This is a genomic window from Roseateles sp. GW821-FHT09H11 (assembly GCF_059415845.1).
On record NZ_JBWKOA010000004.1, the window covers coordinates 256,738 to 272,547 of the forward strand.

The 15,810-nt window shown below is 69.5% G+C and carries 13 protein-coding genes; 2 read left to right on the forward strand and 11 right to left on the reverse strand.

Annotation, left to right across the window (positions count from 1 at the left end; genetic code table 11):
- Positions 1–3: 3 nt before the first annotated feature.
- The 8 genes from mraY to AC07PR_RS15180 all read right to left on the reverse strand — a co-directional run bounded on the left by mraY (position 4) and on the right by AC07PR_RS15180 (position 9,331).
- Positions 4–1,182 (reverse strand): phospho-N-acetylmuramoyl-pentapeptide-transferase, encoded by a 1,179-nt coding sequence (mraY, locus tag AC07PR_RS15145; protein WP_377157126.1) that lies wholly within the window; start codon positions 1,180–1,182, stop codon positions 4–6.
- Positions 1,172–2,608 (reverse strand): UDP-N-acetylmuramoyl-tripeptide--D-alanyl-D-alanine ligase, encoded by a 1,437-nt coding sequence (locus tag AC07PR_RS15150; protein ID WP_495135965.1) that lies wholly within the window; start codon positions 2,606–2,608, stop codon positions 1,172–1,174. The genes mraY and AC07PR_RS15150 overlap by 11 nt, the downstream gene beginning before the upstream one ends.
- An 86-nt stretch (positions 2,609–2,694) precedes the next feature.
- Entirely contained in the window at positions 2,695–4,206 is a 1,512-nt protein-coding gene (locus AC07PR_RS15155; protein ID WP_495135761.1) for a UDP-N-acetylmuramoyl-L-alanyl-D-glutamate--2,6-diaminopimelate ligase, read from the reverse strand.
- A gap of 13 nt (positions 4,207–4,219) precedes the next feature.
- Complete coding sequence (locus AC07PR_RS15160) at positions 4,220–6,040, reverse strand: peptidoglycan D,D-transpeptidase FtsI family protein (RefSeq protein WP_495135762.1); 1,821 nt, start codon at positions 6,038–6,040, stop codon at positions 4,220–4,222.
- Positions 6,037–6,363: a cell division protein FtsL gene (ftsL, locus tag AC07PR_RS15165; RefSeq protein WP_377157130.1), complete on the reverse strand. Its 327-nt coding sequence runs from the start codon at positions 6,361–6,363 to the stop codon at positions 6,037–6,039. Before ftsL ends, AC07PR_RS15160 begins: the two co-directional genes overlap by 4 nt.
- Positions 6,360–7,376 (reverse strand): 16S rRNA (cytosine(1402)-N(4))-methyltransferase RsmH, encoded by a 1,017-nt coding sequence (gene rsmH / locus AC07PR_RS15170; RefSeq protein WP_483109072.1) that lies wholly within the window; start codon positions 7,374–7,376, stop codon positions 6,360–6,362. The genes ftsL and rsmH overlap by 4 nt, the downstream gene beginning before the upstream one ends.
- Before the next feature lie 5 nt (positions 7,377–7,381).
- Entirely contained in the window at positions 7,382–7,810 is a 429-nt protein-coding gene (gene mraZ / locus AC07PR_RS15175; RefSeq protein WP_331614200.1) for a division/cell wall cluster transcriptional repressor MraZ, read from the reverse strand.
- A 390-nt stretch (positions 7,811–8,200) separates the two neighbouring features.
- Positions 8,201–9,331: an MBL fold metallo-hydrolase gene (locus AC07PR_RS15180; protein WP_495135966.1), complete on the reverse strand. Its 1,131-nt coding sequence runs from the start codon at positions 9,329–9,331 to the stop codon at positions 8,201–8,203.
- Between the two features lie 297 nt (positions 9,332–9,628).
- On the opposite strand from AC07PR_RS15180, the gene AC07PR_RS15185 reads away from it, so the two are divergent.
- Positions 9,629–10,237, forward strand: a complete 609-nt coding sequence (locus tag AC07PR_RS15185; protein WP_377161539.1) for a TetR/AcrR family transcriptional regulator — start codon at positions 9,629–9,631, stop codon at positions 10,235–10,237.
- 92 nt (positions 10,238–10,329) lie between these two features.
- Here AC07PR_RS15185 and AC07PR_RS15190 read toward each other — a convergent pair whose 3' ends face one another.
- From AC07PR_RS15190 to AC07PR_RS15200, 3 genes are all read right to left on the reverse strand, one after another.
- Positions 10,330–12,147, reverse strand: coding sequence for a methyl-accepting chemotaxis protein (locus AC07PR_RS15190; RefSeq protein ID WP_495135763.1), 1,818 nt, complete (start codon positions 12,145–12,147; stop codon positions 10,330–10,332).
- 171 nt (positions 12,148–12,318) lie between these two features.
- Entirely contained in the window at positions 12,319–13,287 is a 969-nt protein-coding gene (locus AC07PR_RS15195) for a carbonic anhydrase (RefSeq protein WP_495135764.1), read from the reverse strand.
- A 103-nt stretch (positions 13,288–13,390) separates the two neighbouring features.
- A complete protein-coding gene (locus AC07PR_RS15200; protein ID WP_483109069.1) occupies positions 13,391–14,614 on the reverse strand; it encodes a multidrug effflux MFS transporter in 1,224 nt (407 codons plus the stop codon).
- Positions 14,615–14,746: 132 nt separating this feature from the next.
- Here AC07PR_RS15200 and AC07PR_RS15205 point away from each other — a divergent pair, with 132 nt between their 5' ends.
- Positions 14,747–15,796: a Gfo/Idh/MocA family protein gene (locus AC07PR_RS15205; protein WP_495135765.1), complete on the forward strand. Its 1,050-nt coding sequence runs from the start codon at positions 14,747–14,749 to the stop codon at positions 15,794–15,796.
- Positions 15,797–15,810 lie beyond the last annotated feature (14 nt).

Sequence of the window (15,810 nt, forward strand, 5' to 3'; positions counted from 1 at the left end):
CGCTCAGCGCAACTTCAGGCTGGCCAGGCCGACCAGACACAGCAGCATCGTGATGATCCAGAACCGGATGACGACCTGCGTCTCCTTCCAGCCCGACTTCTCGAAGTGGTGGTGCAGCGGCGCCATCTTGAAGATGCGCCGGCCCTCGCCGTACTTCTTCTTCGTGTACTTGAACCAGGTCACCTGCAGCATCACCGACAGCACCTCGGCGACGAAGACGCCGCCCATGATGCCGAGCACGATCTCCTGGCGCGTGATGACGGCCAGCGTGCCCAGGCCGCCGCCGAGCGCCAGCGCGCCCACGTCGCCCATGAACACCTGCGCCGGATGCGCGTTGAACCACAGGAAGGCCAGCCCCGCGCCCGCGAGCGCGGCGCAGAAGATCAGCAGCTCGCCCGCGCCGGGGATGTAGGGGAACAGCAGGTAGCGGCTGTACACCGACGAGCCGGTCACGTAGGCGAAGACGCCCAGCGCCGAGCCCACCATCACCACCGGCATGATCGCCAGGCCGTCCAGGCCGTCGGTGAAGTTCACCGCGTTGCTGGTGCCCACGATGACGAGGTAGGACAGGCCGATGAAGCCGAACACGCCCAGCGGGTAGCTGATCGACTTGAAGAACGGCAGCATCAGGTCGGCCTTGGGCGGCAGCTCGGTCGAGAAGCCGCTCGTGACCCAGCGGAAGAACAGCTGCACGACGCCGAGGAAGCTGGTCTCCGACACGCTGAAGGCCAGGTAGATCGCCGCGATCAGGCCAATGATCGACTGCCACAGGAACTTCTCGCGGCTGCGCATGCCCTCGGGGTCCTTGTTGACCACCTTGCGGTAGTCGTCGACCCAGCCGATCAGGCCGAAGCCCATCGTCACCAGCATCACCACCCAGACGAAGCGGTTGGACCAGTCGAACCACAGCAGCGTCGAGATGCCGATGCCGATCAGCACCAGCACGCCGCCCATCGTCGGCGTGCCGCTCTTGGCCAGATGCTGCTGCACGCCGTACTCGCGGATCGGCTGGCCGATCTTGAGCTCGGTCAGGCGGCGGATCACCCACGGGCCGAAGGCCAGGCCGATCAGCAGCGCCGTCAGCGCCGCCATCACGGCGCGGAAGGTGATGTAGCTGAAGACGCGGAGGAACCCGAGTTCAGAGTAATTGGCCTGCAGCCACTGGGCCAGACTAAGCAGCATGGGGGTCTCCTGGGCCGCCGGACTGCAAGGCGGCCACGATCTGTTCCATCTTCATGAAGCGCGAACCCTTGACGAGGATGTTCTGCACTTGCGGCGCGTCCTTCAGCGCGCCGATCAGCCCGGCGACGGTGTCGAACGCGCGGGCACCCGCGCCGTACGCGGTCGCGGCGTCACGCGCGGCGGCGCCGGCCGTCCACAGCGCGGCCAGGCCCTGGTCGGCCGCGTGCGCGCCGACTTCCTGGTGGAAGGCGGGGCCCTGCTCGCCGACCTCGCCCATGTCGCCGAGGATCAGCCAGGACGCGCCCGGCAGTTCCGCCAGCACGTCGATGGCGGCGCGGACGCTGTCGGGGTTGGCGTTGTAGCTGTCGTCGATTAGCGTGATGCGGCGGCCCTGCCACACCGCCGTCTGCAGCGCCGAGCGGCCCTTCACGGCCTTGAACGACTGCAGGCCGTCGCGGATCGCCGCGAGCGGCGCCCCCGCGGCCAGCGTGCAGGCCGCGGCGGCCAGCGCGTTGCGGACGTTGTGCTGGCCGGCCATCGCCAGCGCGACCGGGATCGCGCCGGCGGGCGTGAGGATCTCGATCGCCCAGTGACCCGCACCGCCGGCGATCACGCTCGCATCGGTCGGCGCGACCCACTGCGCGCGGCCCATCACGTCGGCCTGGCCCTGCAGCGCGAAGCTCAGCGTCGCGCGGCCCACGGCCTGCGACTGCCACACCGGCGCGCACGGATCCTCGGCGGGGAATACCGCGACACCGGCCGTGCCCAGCGCGCCGATCACGGCGCCGTTCTCGCGCGCGACCGCCTCGACGGTGTGCATGAACTCCTGGTGCTCGCGCTGCGCGTTGTTGACCAGCGCCACCGTCGGCTGCGTCATCGCGGCCAGCGGGGCGATCTCGCCAGGATGGTTCATGCCGAGTTCGACCACCGCGGCGCGATGCCACGCGGCCTCGTTCTGGCGCAGGCGCAGCAGCGTCAGCGGCACGCCGATCTCGTTGTTGAAGTTGCCTTCAGTCGCGAGCATCGCCGCGTCGCCCAGCCAGGCGCGCAGGATGGACGCGATCATCTGCGTCACCGTCGTCTTGCCGTTGCTGCCGGTGACGGCGATCACCGGCAGGTGATGCTGTTCGCGCCAGGCTTGCGAGAGCAGGCCCAGCGCGGCCTTCGCGTCGGGCACCAGCAGGCCCGGCAGGCCGGCCTCGGCCAGACCGCGCTCGGCGATGGCCGCGGCCGCGCCGGAGGCCTTGGCCTGCGCGAGGAAGTCGTTGGCGTCGAAACGCTCGCCGCGCAGCGCGACGAACAGGTCGCCCGCGCGCAGCGAGCGCGTGTCGGTGTGCACGCGCAGCAGCGGAGTGGACGGCTCGCCCACCAGCGTCGCCGCCGGCAGCAGCGGCGACAGCAGTTCGAATGCGCGGCCGAGCGTCATCATCGGCGCGCTCGATTCGCTCGACGCGCTCAGCGCACTCGATGCACCCGGAGCGGCGGAGCCGGCGTTGATCGGGGTCGTGTCGCTCACAGCCCGGCCCTCTCGATCAGCGCGGCACGCGCCGCCTGCACGTCGGAGAACGCCCGGCGTTCGCCGTGGATCTCCTGATAGTCCTCATGCCCCTTGCCGGCCACCAGCACGACGTCCCGCGCGCCCGCCTGATCGACGGCGCGCGTGATCGCCTCGGCACGGTCCGCGATCACTTCGCGCGCGACACCCGCCGGCAGGCCGGCCTCGATGTCGGCGAGGATCTTCAGCGGGTCCTCGGTGCGCGGGTTGTCGCTGGTCAGCACGACGTGCGCGGCCAGGCGCGCGGCGATCGCGCCCATCAGCGGGCGCTTCGTCGGATCGCGATCACCACCGCAGCCGAACACGACGCGCAACTCGCCGCCGCGCGCGGCGGCCAGCGGCTGCAGCGCGCTCAGCGCCTTCTCCAGCGCATCCGGCGTGTGGGCGTAGTCGACCACCAGCTGCGGCAGCTCACGACCGCTGCCCACGCGCTGCATGCGGCCCGGCACCGGCGTCACCAGCGCGGCGACGCGCGCGATGTCCTCCAGGCCATGGCCCAGCGCCCGCAGACCGGCGATCACGCCGAGCAGGTTGGACACGTTGTAGTCGCCGATCAGGCCGGTCTGCACCGGCACCGTCGCGGTGCCCTCGCGCAGCGTGAAGGCGAGACCGTGCGCGTCGTGACGCAGGTCGATCGCGCTCAGGCGCGCATCGGCCCGGTTGAGCCCGTAGGTCCACACGTCGAGCTGGCCGGCAGCGCTCAACTCGGCGGCGAGCTCGACGCCCTTCGGATCGTCGATGTTGAGCACCGCGGCCTTCAGGCCGTCCCAGTCGAACAGCTTGCGCTTGGCCACCCAGTAGGCGTCCATGCCCCCGTGGTAGTCGAGGTGGTCCTGCGTGAAGTTGGTGAGCAGCGCGACCTGGATGGTGGTGCCGCTGAGCCGGTGTTCCTCGATGCCGATCGAGGAGGCCTCGATCGCGCACGCGCCGAAGCCGTCATCGGCCATGCGCTTGAAAGCTTCCTGCAGGCGCACGGGATCGGGCGTCGTGAGGCCGGTGGCTTCGATCGAGGCATTCGTCGTGGCGCCGGGTACCGGCGGCTGGCCGACGCCCAGCGTGCCGATCACGCCGCAGCGCGATCCCAGCAGCGTGAGCGCCTGCGCGATCCACCAGGCGCTGGAGGTCTTGCCGTTCGTGCCGGTGACGGCGAGCACGTTCAGGCGCTTGCTCGGCTCGCCGTAGAACGCCGACGCGATGCGGCCGCAGTTCAGCTTCAGGTCGGGCAGCGACGCGATGCGGGCGTCGGTGAAGCCGTACTCGGCGGCACCCGCATGCTCGACCAGCGCGGTCGCCGCGCCGGCCGACAGCGCGCCCGCGACGAACTGCCGCGCGTCCTTCGCATAACCGGGCCACGCGATGAACGCGTCGCCGGCGCCCACGGCGCGGCTGTCCGTGCGCAGCTGGCCGCTCGGCGTCCATTCCTGCAGCCAGCGGGCGGCGGCTTCGGGGGATTTCAGATGCATCAACATGGTTCGTGCCCGCTCAGAAACTCTCGTCGACGGCTTGCAGCCGTTGCTGCGCCACGATCTGCGGCTTCACGTCGAGGTCCGGCGGCTCGCCCAGCAATCTGAGCGTCTGCGCCACGACCTGGCTGAAGACCGGACCCGCCACGGCGCCGCCGAAGTACTGGCCGTTCTTCGGCTCGTCGACCATCACCGCGACGATGATGCGCGGCTTGGAAATCGGTGCGATGCCCACGAACCACGAACGGTATTTGTGGCTCGCATAGCCCTTGCCTTCCTGCTTGTGCGCCGTGCCGGACTTGCCGCCGACGCTGTAGCCGGGAACCATCGCCTGCGGCGCCGTGCCGCCCGGGCCTGCCGCCATCTGCAGCATCCCGCGGATGTCCGCGGCGACCTTGGGGCTGAAGACCTTGATGCCGTTCACCGGCTGGTCGGCCGGGCGCCGGGTCATCGTGATCGGGATGATGTCGCCCTCGCGCGCGAAGACCGTGTAGGCGCGCGCCAGCTGCAGCAGCGACGCGGACAGGCCGTAGCCGTAGCTCATCGTCGCCTGCTCGATCGGGCGCCAGCTCTTCCAAGGGCGCAGCTTGCCGGTCACCGCGCCGGGGAAGTCGATCTGCGGCCGCTGGCCCAGGCCGATCGCGGTGAACATCTCGTGCATCTCGCGCGGCTGCATCATCAGCGCCATCCGCGCGGCGCCGATGTTGCTGGACTTCTGGATCACCTGCGTCACCGTCAGGTCGCCGTGCGGGTGCGCATCGGTCGGCGACCAGCCGGAGATGACCACGCTGCGCGGGCCGGTGCTCAGCAGCGTGTCGGGACGCACGCGGCCCGTCTCCAGCGCCAGCGCGGTCGTGAACGGCTTCATCGTCGAGCCCGGCTCGAAGACGTCGGTCAGCGCGCGATTGCGCAGTTGCTCGCCGGACAGGTTCTGGCGGTGACTCGGGTCGTAGCTCGGGAAGTTGGCCAGCGCCAGCACCTCGCCGGTGTGGGCATCCAGCACGACCACCGAGCCTGCCTTGGCCTTGTTCTCCGCCACCGCGTCGCGCACGCGCTGGTAAGCGAAGAACTGCACCTTCGCGTCGATCGACAGCTCGATGTCCTTGCCGTTGGTCTCGGGCACACGCTCGCCGATGTCCTCGACGACGCGGCCCAGCCGGTCGCGCACGACCGAGCGCGAACCGTCGCGGCCCTGCAGGTCCTTCTGGAACGCGAGCTCGATGCCTTCCTGGCCCTGCTCCTCGATGTTGGTGAAGCCGACGATGTGCGCGGCGGCTTCGCCCTCGGGGTACTGGCGCTTGTATTCGCGGTCCTGGAACACGCCCTTCAGGCCGAGTTCCTTGATCTTGCGGGCGGTTTCGTCGTCGGCCTGGCGGCGCAGGAACACGAAACGGTTGGCCGGGTCGAGGCGCTTGTCGAGCTCCGCGCGCGACATGTCCAGCAGCTTCGCGAGCTGGCGGCGCTTGTCGGGATCGGTGTCGACTTCCTTCGGGAAGGCCCAGATCGACGGCACGGCCACGCTGGCGGCCAGCACCTGGCCGCTGCGGTCGCTGATCTTGCCGCGGCTGGCCGGCAGCTCCATCTTGTGGGCGTAGCGGGCTTCGCCCTGGCGCTGGAAGAAGTCCTCGCCGATCAGCTGGATGTAGGCCGCGCGCGCCAGCAGGCCGGCGAACGCCAGGCCCACCAGCGCGACCAGGAACCGCGAGCGCCACGGCGGCGTCTTCGACGCCAGCAGCGGGCTGCTCGAATAGCTGACGCCACGCGTCGAGCCGTTGCGCGCTGCGTTGCGCGAGGCGTTCCGGGCGCTGTTGCCCAGCTTCTTGCGGAGCTTGCCGATCATCGGGCGGCTCCTTGCACTGGAGGCTGCGCACGACCGCGCACACCGCTGGCCTCGATCGCCGGCGCCTCCGGATTGAACGTGATCGCCGGCGAGATCGGACGCATCTTCAGCCGCTCGCGCGCGACCTGCTCGACGCGCAGGTTGGTCGCCTGCGCCTGGCGGTCGGCCATCAGCTTCTGATAGTCGGCGTCAAGCCGGCGGCCCTCGGTCTGCGCGCGATCGAGCTCGGTGAACAGGCGGCGCGATTCATAGGCGCTGCGCACCATGTAGATGCCGGACACCATCACCGCGGCGATCAGCAGCAGGTTCAGGCGGCCGATCATCGACGCCCCCCCTTCTTGCGCTTGCCGGTGTCCTCGGCGACCGGCGGCGGCAGCGGCGCGTCGGTGCGCTCGGCCACCCGCAGGATGGCGGAGCGCGAGCGCGGGTTGCCGCGCACCTCGTCCTCGCTGGGCTTGACGCGCGCGATGGCGCGCAGCGGTTGCGGCTTGGGTTCGGCGAACGGAGCGCGGCGGTCGAACACTTCCTTGCTGTGTTCAGCGATGAAGTTCTTGACGATGCGGTCTTCCAGCGAATGGAAGCTGATCACCGCCAGCCGGCCGCCCGGCTTGAGCTTGGCCAGCGCGGCCTTCAGCCCCTGCTGCAACTCTTCAAGCTCGGCGTTGACGAATATCCGTAGAGCCTGAAATGTGCGCGTCGAAGGATCCTTGCCCGGCTCGCGGGTTTTGACTGCACCAGCCACGACTTGGGAAAGCTCGGCGGTTGTCCGGACAGGGCGCCCGCCTTCCCGGCGAGCCACAAGCGCCTTTGCAATCGGGAGAGCAAACCGTTCTTCGCCATAGTCGCGGATCACCTGTGCAAGTTGGTCCACCTCCGCGCGGGCGATGAACTCGGCGGCGCTTTCGCCCCGCGTCGTGTCCATGCGCATGTCGAGGGGGCCGTCGAAGCGGAAGCTGAAGCCGCGCTCCGGGTTGTCGATCTGCGGGCTGGAGACGCCCAGGTCCAGCAGGATGCCGTCGACCTGGTCGACGCCCAGCGCGTCGAGTTGCGCGCCCATGTCGGCGAACGCGCTGTGGCAGATGTGGAAACGCGGGTCGTCGACCCGCGTCTGTCCGGACGTTGCGGCCGCGACCGCCTCCGGGTCGCGGTCGATGGCAATCAACCGTCCCTTCTCCCCCAGCCGTGACAGCAGCAGGCGCGAGTGGCCGCCGCGCCCGAAGGTGCCGTCCACATAGATGCCGTCGGGGGTCGTGAAGGCGCCGTCCACCGTCTCGTGCAGCAGCACGGTCGTGTGGGCGAAGGCGGGGGCGGCGGAGGACGGGGACTGCTCGCTCATGATGGTCAGAAGCTGAAGTCCTGGAGCACGGCCGGCATCTCGGACTGCATCACGGCGGCCTCATGGGCGGCGTAGGCCTGGGCGTCCCAGAGCTCGAAGTGGCTGCCCATGCCGAGGAGCATCGTGTCCTTCTGCAGCCCGGCGGCGGTGCGCAGCTCCGGCGCGATCAGCACGCGGGCGGCGGAATCGATCTCGACATCCTGGGCGTTGCCGAGGAAGACGCGCTTCCAGCCGGCGGCGGACATGGGCAGCGCGGCGACCTTGTCGCGGAACTGTTCCCAGGCGGGACGGGGGAAGACCATCAGGCAGCCTTCAGGGTGCTTGGTCAGCGTGAGCTGGCCGCCGCACAGCGCCTGCAGGACCTCGCGGTGCCGAGCAGGGACGGTCAAGCGCCCCTTGGCGTCCAACGCCAAGGCACTCGCCCCCTGAAACACGACATTCGCCACTTTGCCCCACCGAATTGCACTTTCTCCCACTTTAATGGCGGGCCGCGCCCCGGTCAAGGTAATTTGGCGTTTTTCCCAATCAAATCAATTACTTAGCTCCCATTTTCAAGCCAGTGCGTGAAATAAAAGTCGTTCAAAATGAAGGACTTAACAACTGCAGTGCAAGTGATGGATCAACTCAAATCGACTGTCGTACCCGCCTGAAACCGGGACAGCGGCCCCCAGGCGGAGGCACCAATGTGGGGGCCGGCCGCGCTCCCACCCTGCCTCAATGAGCTATCCACCGTCCGACAGTGGCGGAAAAGTGGGAGCCATGCAAAAAGCCCGGCCAGGCCGGGCTTTTGGTGGGAGAGCGGTTCGAAACCTAGCGGCCGAGGCTCAGGGGGTCACAGCGGATGCGGCGGTCGATGCGGCCGCCGGCTGGCCCGCGCCCGTGGAGACCGGCGAAGCGACGGCTGCACCCTGCCACCACTGCGGCGTCGGCCCCGGCTGTTCGATCGCCAACGGCGAACCGATCACCGGCGTCACGAGCTCCACGTTGCGCAGCCGCGCCAGCGCGCTGATGCGCTCGAACGGGTCCTGCCAGCGGTGCATCGCCAGATCGAAGGTGCCGTTGTGGATCGGCAGCAGGCGCTTGCCCTTCAGGTCGACATGCGCCTGCATCGTCTGCTCCGGCTGCATGTGGACGTAGGGCCAGCGCGGGTCGTAGGCGCCGGTTTCCATCAGCGTCAGGTCGAAGGGGCCGAAGCGCTCGCCGATCGCCTTGAAGCCGTCGAAGTAGCCGGTGTCGCCACTGAAGAACACGCGCAGGTCGTCGTCGATCAGCACCCACGAGGCCCACAGCGTCGAGTTGCGGTCGCTCAGGCTGCGGCCCGAGAAATGCTGCGCGGGGGTCGCGGTCAACTGCACGCCCGCGATCGACGTGCCCTGCCACCAGTCGAACTGCTGCACCTTGGCCGCGGGGACGCCCCAGTCGATCAGGCGCTGCCCCACGCCCAGCGGCGTCACGAAGTGGCGCACCTTGGGCGCCAGCGCGAGCACGGTGTCGTGGTCGAGGTGGTCGTAGTGGTCATGCGACAGGATCACCGCCTCGATCTCCGGCAACTCGTCGAGGGCGATCGGCGGCGCGTGGAAGCGCTTCGGACCCATGAACGAGAACGGCGACGCGCGCTCCGAGAACACCGGATCCGTCAGCCAGAAGCGGCCGCGCAGCTTCAGCAGCACCGTCGAGTGACCGAGCCGGAAAAGCGTCCGGTCCGGCGCGGCCAGCAACTGGGCCTTGGTCAGCGCCTGCACCTCGATGGGCGTGTCCGGCGCGGTGCCGGCAGGCTTGTGGAACATGAAGTCCCACATGATGCCCATCGTCTTCCAGAAGCCCTGCTCGGGCTCCACCGCGGGGTTGTGGAACTGGCCCTTCGCCCATTGCGGCGACTGCTCGACGGCGGGCTGGGTGCCCTCCGGCGCGGGGGCGGAGACGCCCTTCGAGGGGATGGCGGCGGGCGAGGACATCACGCGGGAAGCGGTCATGGCGAGGGCTCCAACAATCAGGACGGCGGCAACGCTGCTCAGCGCGCTCAAGGAGCGCGGCAACAAGGCGCGGGCGCTGCGGACGACGGGGTGGCGGGGAGACTGAGGGCTCATTTGAAAACTTGCACTACACAGTGTAGTTTTGCAGCAGTCTAGACGCTCAATCCTGAAAAGTAAACTCCCCGGTGTAAGATTGATCCCATGACTTCCGACGCCGCCCGCCCCCTGCCAGCGCCGCTCGCTCCCGAGGAACTCGTCGCCTACGGCGAGGCCGAGCGCATGCGGCTGACCGACCGCAAGCGCCAGGCGATCGTCGACGCGGCCATCGCGGAGTTCCGCGAGCATGGTTTCGAGGTCGCGAACATGGACCGCATCGCGGGCCGCGCGCAGGTGTCCAAGCGCACCGTCTACAACCATTTCAGCGGCAAGGACGCCCTGTTCGACGCGATCCTGGAGCGGCTCTGGGTCGCGACCGAGGCGAAGCTCAAGCTGACCTACCGCGCCGACCGGCCACTGCGCGAGCAGTTGCTGACGCTGGTCGAGCAGAAGCTCGCGATGAGCGACGACCCGCAGTTCCTGGATCTGGCGCGGGTCCTGATCGCCGAGGCGATCCACGCGCCGCAACGCGCGCGGGAGATGCTGTGCCGGCTCGGCGGCCGAGAGGAAGCGCTGACCGTGTGGATCCGCGCGGCGATGGCGGACGGCCGCCTCAAGGACGGGGATCCGGCCTTCGCCGCGGCGCAGCTGCAGGCCCTGGTCAAGGGCTTCGCCTTCTGGCCGCAGATCACGATGGGACAGCCGCCGCTGGACAAGGCGCAGCAGCGGCAGGTGGCCGATTCGGCGACCGACATGTTCCTGCGCTTCCACGCGGTCGATCCGGCGCGCTGAGCGGCGCGCCCGGCATCGCCATCCTGCGCAGGCCGCTGGCCCTCACCCCTTCCCTCTCCCGCAAGCGGGAGAGGGGGTAAGAACGGCGGGGATCAGAACGTCGTCGACGCCGAGCCGCTCAGGCGGAAGGTGCCGACGACGTCGGCCAGCTTCTGCGCCTGGTCCTTGAGACTTTCCGCGGCAGCCGCCGATTCCTCGACCAGCGACGCGTTCTGCTGCGTCACCTGGTCCAGCTGCGCCACGGCCACGTTCACCTGGCCGATGCCGTGGCTCTGCTCCTGCGCGGTGTGGCTGATCTCGCCGATCATCTGCGCCACACGCTGCACGCTGCCGACGACCTCGTTCATCGTCTCGCCGGCGGAGGACACCTGGCGCGCGCCGGTGTCGACGCGCTCGACGCTGGCCGTGATCAGCGTCTTGATCTCCTTGGCCGCGCCGGCCGAACGCTGCGCCAGCGCACGCACCTCGCTCGCCACGACCGCGAAACCGCGGCCCTGCTCGCCCGCACGCGCGGCCTCGACGGCGGCGTTCAGCGCGAGGATGTTGGTCTGGAAGGCGATGCCGTCGATCGTGCCGATGATGTCGCCGATCTGCCGCGAGCTGGTGCTGATGTCCTGCATCGTCGCGACCACCTGGCCCATCGCCTCGCCGCCCTGGCGCGCGACGCGGCTGGCGGTATCAGCCAGTTGCCGCGCCTGGTCGGCGTTGGCGGCACTGTTGGCCACGGTGCTGTTGAGCTCCTCCATCGAGCTCGCCGTCTCCTGCAGGTTGCTGGCCGTTTCCTCGGTCCGCTGGCTCAGGTCATGGTTGCCGGCGGCGATCTGGCGCGACGCCACCGCGATCGACTGGCTGGTCTCGCGCACCTGCAGCATCACCTGCTCGATCTTGTGCACGAACTGGTTGAAGCCGCGCGAGATGTCGGCAAGCTCGTCCTCGCCACGCACCTGCAGGCGCTGGCTGAGATCGCCCTGGCCGGCGCCGATGTCGTTCATCGCGCGCTTGATGCCGGCCAGGCCTTTGAGCAACGCACCGACCGCCGCGGCGGCGACCAGTGCCGCCACGGTCGTCACGACCAGCATCGTCAGGCCCGCGTTGCGCAGCACGTCGGACAGCGCGGCCAGAGCCTCGTTGCGCTCGGCTGCGGCCACCAGCACCCAGTCCGTGCCGGGCACGTCCACGGCCTTCAGGAAAAAGCGGGCGGCGCCGACCTCGGCCAGCGTCGGCTCGTCGCCATGGGCGGTCGACAGCAACGCGCCGTCGATCGCGGCGGACAGGTCCTTCACCGGCTTCAAGGTCAGTGCCGCGTCCGGGTGCGCAATGACGGTGCCCTGCTTGTCCAGCAGCATCGCAAAACCGCTCGCGGTCGGCTTGATCGACTTCATCGTCGCGACGATGTCGTCCAGCGCCACGTCGGTGCCCACGACGGCCTTGAGTTCGCCGCCCGCGCGCACCGCGCTGGCGAAGGTGACGACCAGCTTCTTGCTCGACGCCGCCACGTAGGGCGCGGTGATCACCGGCTGGTCCGTGCCGGACGCCAGCTTGTACCAGCCGCGGCCGGTCGGGTCGTACTCCGCCGGGCGTTGGCGGTCGGGGATGGAGATCATCCGCTTGTCCGCGCCGCCGACGTAGGCCAGATCCAGCCGGCCCGACTGCAAGGCCTGCGTCAGCACGGGGCGCGGGTCCTCGAGCTGCGCGGCCGGTGCCATCGCGGTGACCACGTCCTTCTGCGTCTTCACCCACGCGGCGATGCCGGCGGCATTGGCGGTGGCCAGATCGGTCAGTTGGGCCTGCACCTGGCGGCGCGCATGATCGCGCACGGCCCAGTAGCTGGCGAAGGTGGCGAGCGCGACGGCCGCCACGACGATCAGGATGCTGATGGCGATCAGGCGCGATTTGATGGTCTTCAACACGGTGGGAGTCCGGGGGGGGGAGGAGGCCGGCATTGTGCGGGTAGCGTCACCTCCAACCAAGGGTTTCCACCAATAAGAAGGCCGAGGCGTGACGGTGGTCACGGCCTCGGCCCAAAGCGGAAACAGTGCTTTCCGCGGCTCAGAAATTGAAGAGACGAACCCTTCGCTGATTCAGTTCGATTCCTTGATCAGACGGCCCGACTGCGCCTGCAGCGGCCGGGCGTTCATCGGGTACAGGTGCGAGAACACCGAGATCTGCTGCGACGACACCTGCACCGGTTGGCGCAGCACCAGCCACAGCACGCCTTCGCTGCAGGGCGGCGTGGTCATCGAGCCCATGTACGAGAAATAGGCCTGGTCCCGCGGCAGCAACTGGGTGAGGTCGATGGGAACCGGCGCCGTATAGGTATCGCCGCGTTCGAGCGGCAGGTAGTTCCAGACCGTCTGGATCAGCGCCTGGTCCTGGCCGCGCTCCAGCAGCACCGCCACCGTGGCCTGGCGCCCCTCGGCATCCTTGTGGACCAGGTGGGCCACCATGTCGTACTGGCGGCCGTTGATGCGCTCCTCGCTCGGGCGATGGAAGTGGAACTGCTGCAGTTCGTAGCGCCGACCCATGATCGTCAGGGCATTGCCCGCCGCCACATTCACCTGGATCGTGTGGCCGTTGTCGACCACGGAGAAGCTGCTGGGCTTGTAGTCGAACTGGATGCGCTCCTGGTCGACCTTGATCGTGTCGCGCAGGTCGATCGGGCTCTGGCGGGTGCCGATCGCGCATTGGCGGAACTCAGGCTGCAGTTGGCCCCATTTGTCGGGCGCGCCTTCGCCGGTGTAGGCCCAGGGGATCGAGGATTTCGCCGCGGAGGCCGCCACCGCGGGCTTGGCGGCGCGGCGCGCGCGCAGGTCAACCGGGTTGGCGGTTTTCACGTCCACCGCCGCGCCGGCCGGTTTGGTGCTCAGCTTGAGCGCGGCGGCGTCCTCCTTCAGGCGGTCCGCCAAGCGGTCACGCAACTGTTCCCCGGACGCCTCCCCTTTCGGAGCGGGCGCAGGCGCAGGCTCGGCCGCGCGGAGCGCGCCAGGCAGCAGCAGGCACAGGCAGAGGGCCGCCGGCAGCAGGACACCGGATGCGGGACGGTCAGACATGAAAGGGAGCTCCGGGAACGACAGAAGGATCGCCCTGTCTATTTCGGAGCCTGGCCGGGCATCTTGAGGGTCGCCCGTTGTCCCGATGCCCGATGTTCCGATGTCACGCGGGCGGCGCCGCCGCGGACACCTCGCGCTTGACCCAGGTCCAGGCGACCAGCCCGATGCACATCATCGCGGCGGAGGTCACCGCCAGTGCGAGCATCGAGTGCATCACCAGCGGCACCAGCACGCCCGCCACCAGGCCGTTGGCCGCGCTGCCGATGCAGGCCTGCAGCGAGGAGGCCATGCCGCGGCGCTCGGGCGCCTGGTCCAGCACCAGCAGCGTCACCACCGGCACCATCAGCGCCCAGCCGAACGCGAAGCTGCTGATCAGCGGGAAGGCCCACAGCGGGCTGTGCGGCAGCGTCAGGTTGCAGACGATGTTGGCGACGGACGTGAAGCCCATGATCAGGAAGCCGCGCCGGATCTGCTTGCGCGGCGCGATCTTGCCGGCGAGCCGGCCGCTGAGCCAGGCGCCGCCCATGATCCCGCCGATGCTGAACAGGAAGAAGATGAAGTACTGCGTCGGCGCCAGGCCCAGGTGTTCGCCGAGGAAGACCGGCGCGGCCAGCACGTACAGGAACATGCCGTTGAACGGGATGCCGCTGGCCAGCGCCAGCAGCAGGAAGCGGCGGCTGCCGACGAGCGAGCGGTAACCCCGCAGCAGCGAGCCGACATGGAAGGGTTGGCGGTGGTCGCGATGCAGGGTCTCCGGCATCAGGCGCCAGGTGATCGCGAACAGCAACGCGCCGACGAAGACCAGGAACCAGAAGATCGCGTGCCAGTCGGCGTGCACGTAGAGGAAGCCGCCGATCATCGGCGCGATCGCCGGCGCGAGGCCGAAGAAGATCGTCACCTGCGACATCACCCGCTGCGCCTCCGACGGCGGAAACATGTCGCGGATGATGGCGCGCGAGACCACCACGCCCGCCCCCGCCGACAGCCCCTGCACCGTGCGCCAGAACACCAGCTGGCCGATGCTGCCGGCCAGCGCGCAGCCCATCGAGGACAGCGCGAAGACCGCCATGCCCCACAGCACGACCGGGCGGCGGCCGAAGCTGTCCGACAGCGCGCCGTGGAACAGGTTCATCACCGCGAAGCCGAGCAGGTAGCCCGACAGCGTCTGCTGCATCTCGATCGGCGTCGCGTCCAGCGCCTGGGCGATGCCAGCGAAGGCCGGGATGTAGGTGTCGATCGAGAACGGCCCCACCGTGGCCAGCGCGGCCAGCAGGATGGCGAGGGCCCAGCGCGGGGCGCGCCACAGTTGGCTGGCTTCGGGGTTCATGCGTGGATGCGGTGCGAGCGTGCGAGGAAGCCGCCGACGATAACGCCGGCAAGCCGCGGAGCTGGCCGTCATGCAGGCCGGGAACGCCGCTTGCGGGTGAAGCGTGCGCGGGTCGCCCGGGCGTCCCGGGCGATGACCGGCAGTGTAGCGGGGCCCCTACACTGCGGGACTTTTGCGGAACTTCGGGCGGGGAACGTGGTGCCAGGCGTATTGAGCATTGGGGTGGTCGGACTGGGGGTGATGGGTCAGCGGATGCTGGCGCGTCTGGCCGGTCACGCCCGGCTGCGGGTGACCCGCGTCTGGGACGAGAACCCCGAGGTGCTGGCGCAGGCGCTGGCCCACGACCCGCTGCTGCGCGCGGCCACCAGCGCCGAGGCGCTGATCCGCGAGCCGGGCCTGCATGGCCTCTACATCGCGACGCCGCCGGGGCCGCACATCGCCTTGACGGAACAGGCGTTCGACGCGGGCCTCGTGGTGCTGTGCGAGAAGCCGCTGACCACCGATTTCGAGGCCGCGCGCGCCTGCATCGAGCGCATCGAGCGCGAGCGGCAGCGGGCGGCGGTCAATTACTCGCTCGCGTCGTCGACCGGACTGGCGCAGCTGCAGCTGGCCTTCGGCGCCGGATCGCGGCGGCCGATGGGCGCGCTGCACGGCGTGGCCATCGACTTGCGCTTCGCCGCGTGGCCGCGCCCCTGGCAGGCCGGCGCCGGCGCCTGGCTGTCGCAGCGCGCCGAGGGCGGCTTCTCGCGCGAGGTGCTGTCGCATTTCATCTTCGTGCTGCAGCGGGTGCTGGGACCGGCCAAGGTCGTGCGCAGCCAGGTCGAGTACCCGGACGACGGCGTCGGATCCGAGCTCGCGGTGGAGGCGGAACTGGTCGCCGCCGGCGTGCCGGTGACGATCAGCGCCAGCCTTGGCGGCGATCGCGCCGACGACAACCGCATGCTGTGGCGCGCCAGCGAAGGCGAGATCGAGCTGCGCGACTGGTTCGGCGTGACGCAGCAGCGCCAGGGCGAACGCGTCCAGAGCATGGGCGACGCCGAGACGCTGCGCATGAACGGCATGACGGACCAGCTCAGCCACTGGTCGGCGATGCTGGACGGACACTCGCACAGCCTGCCGGGCTTCGCCGAGGCGCTGGCGGTGCAGAGGACCATCGAGGCCGTGCTCGCCGGCCAGCCCTGAGCCCCCCCGCCCCC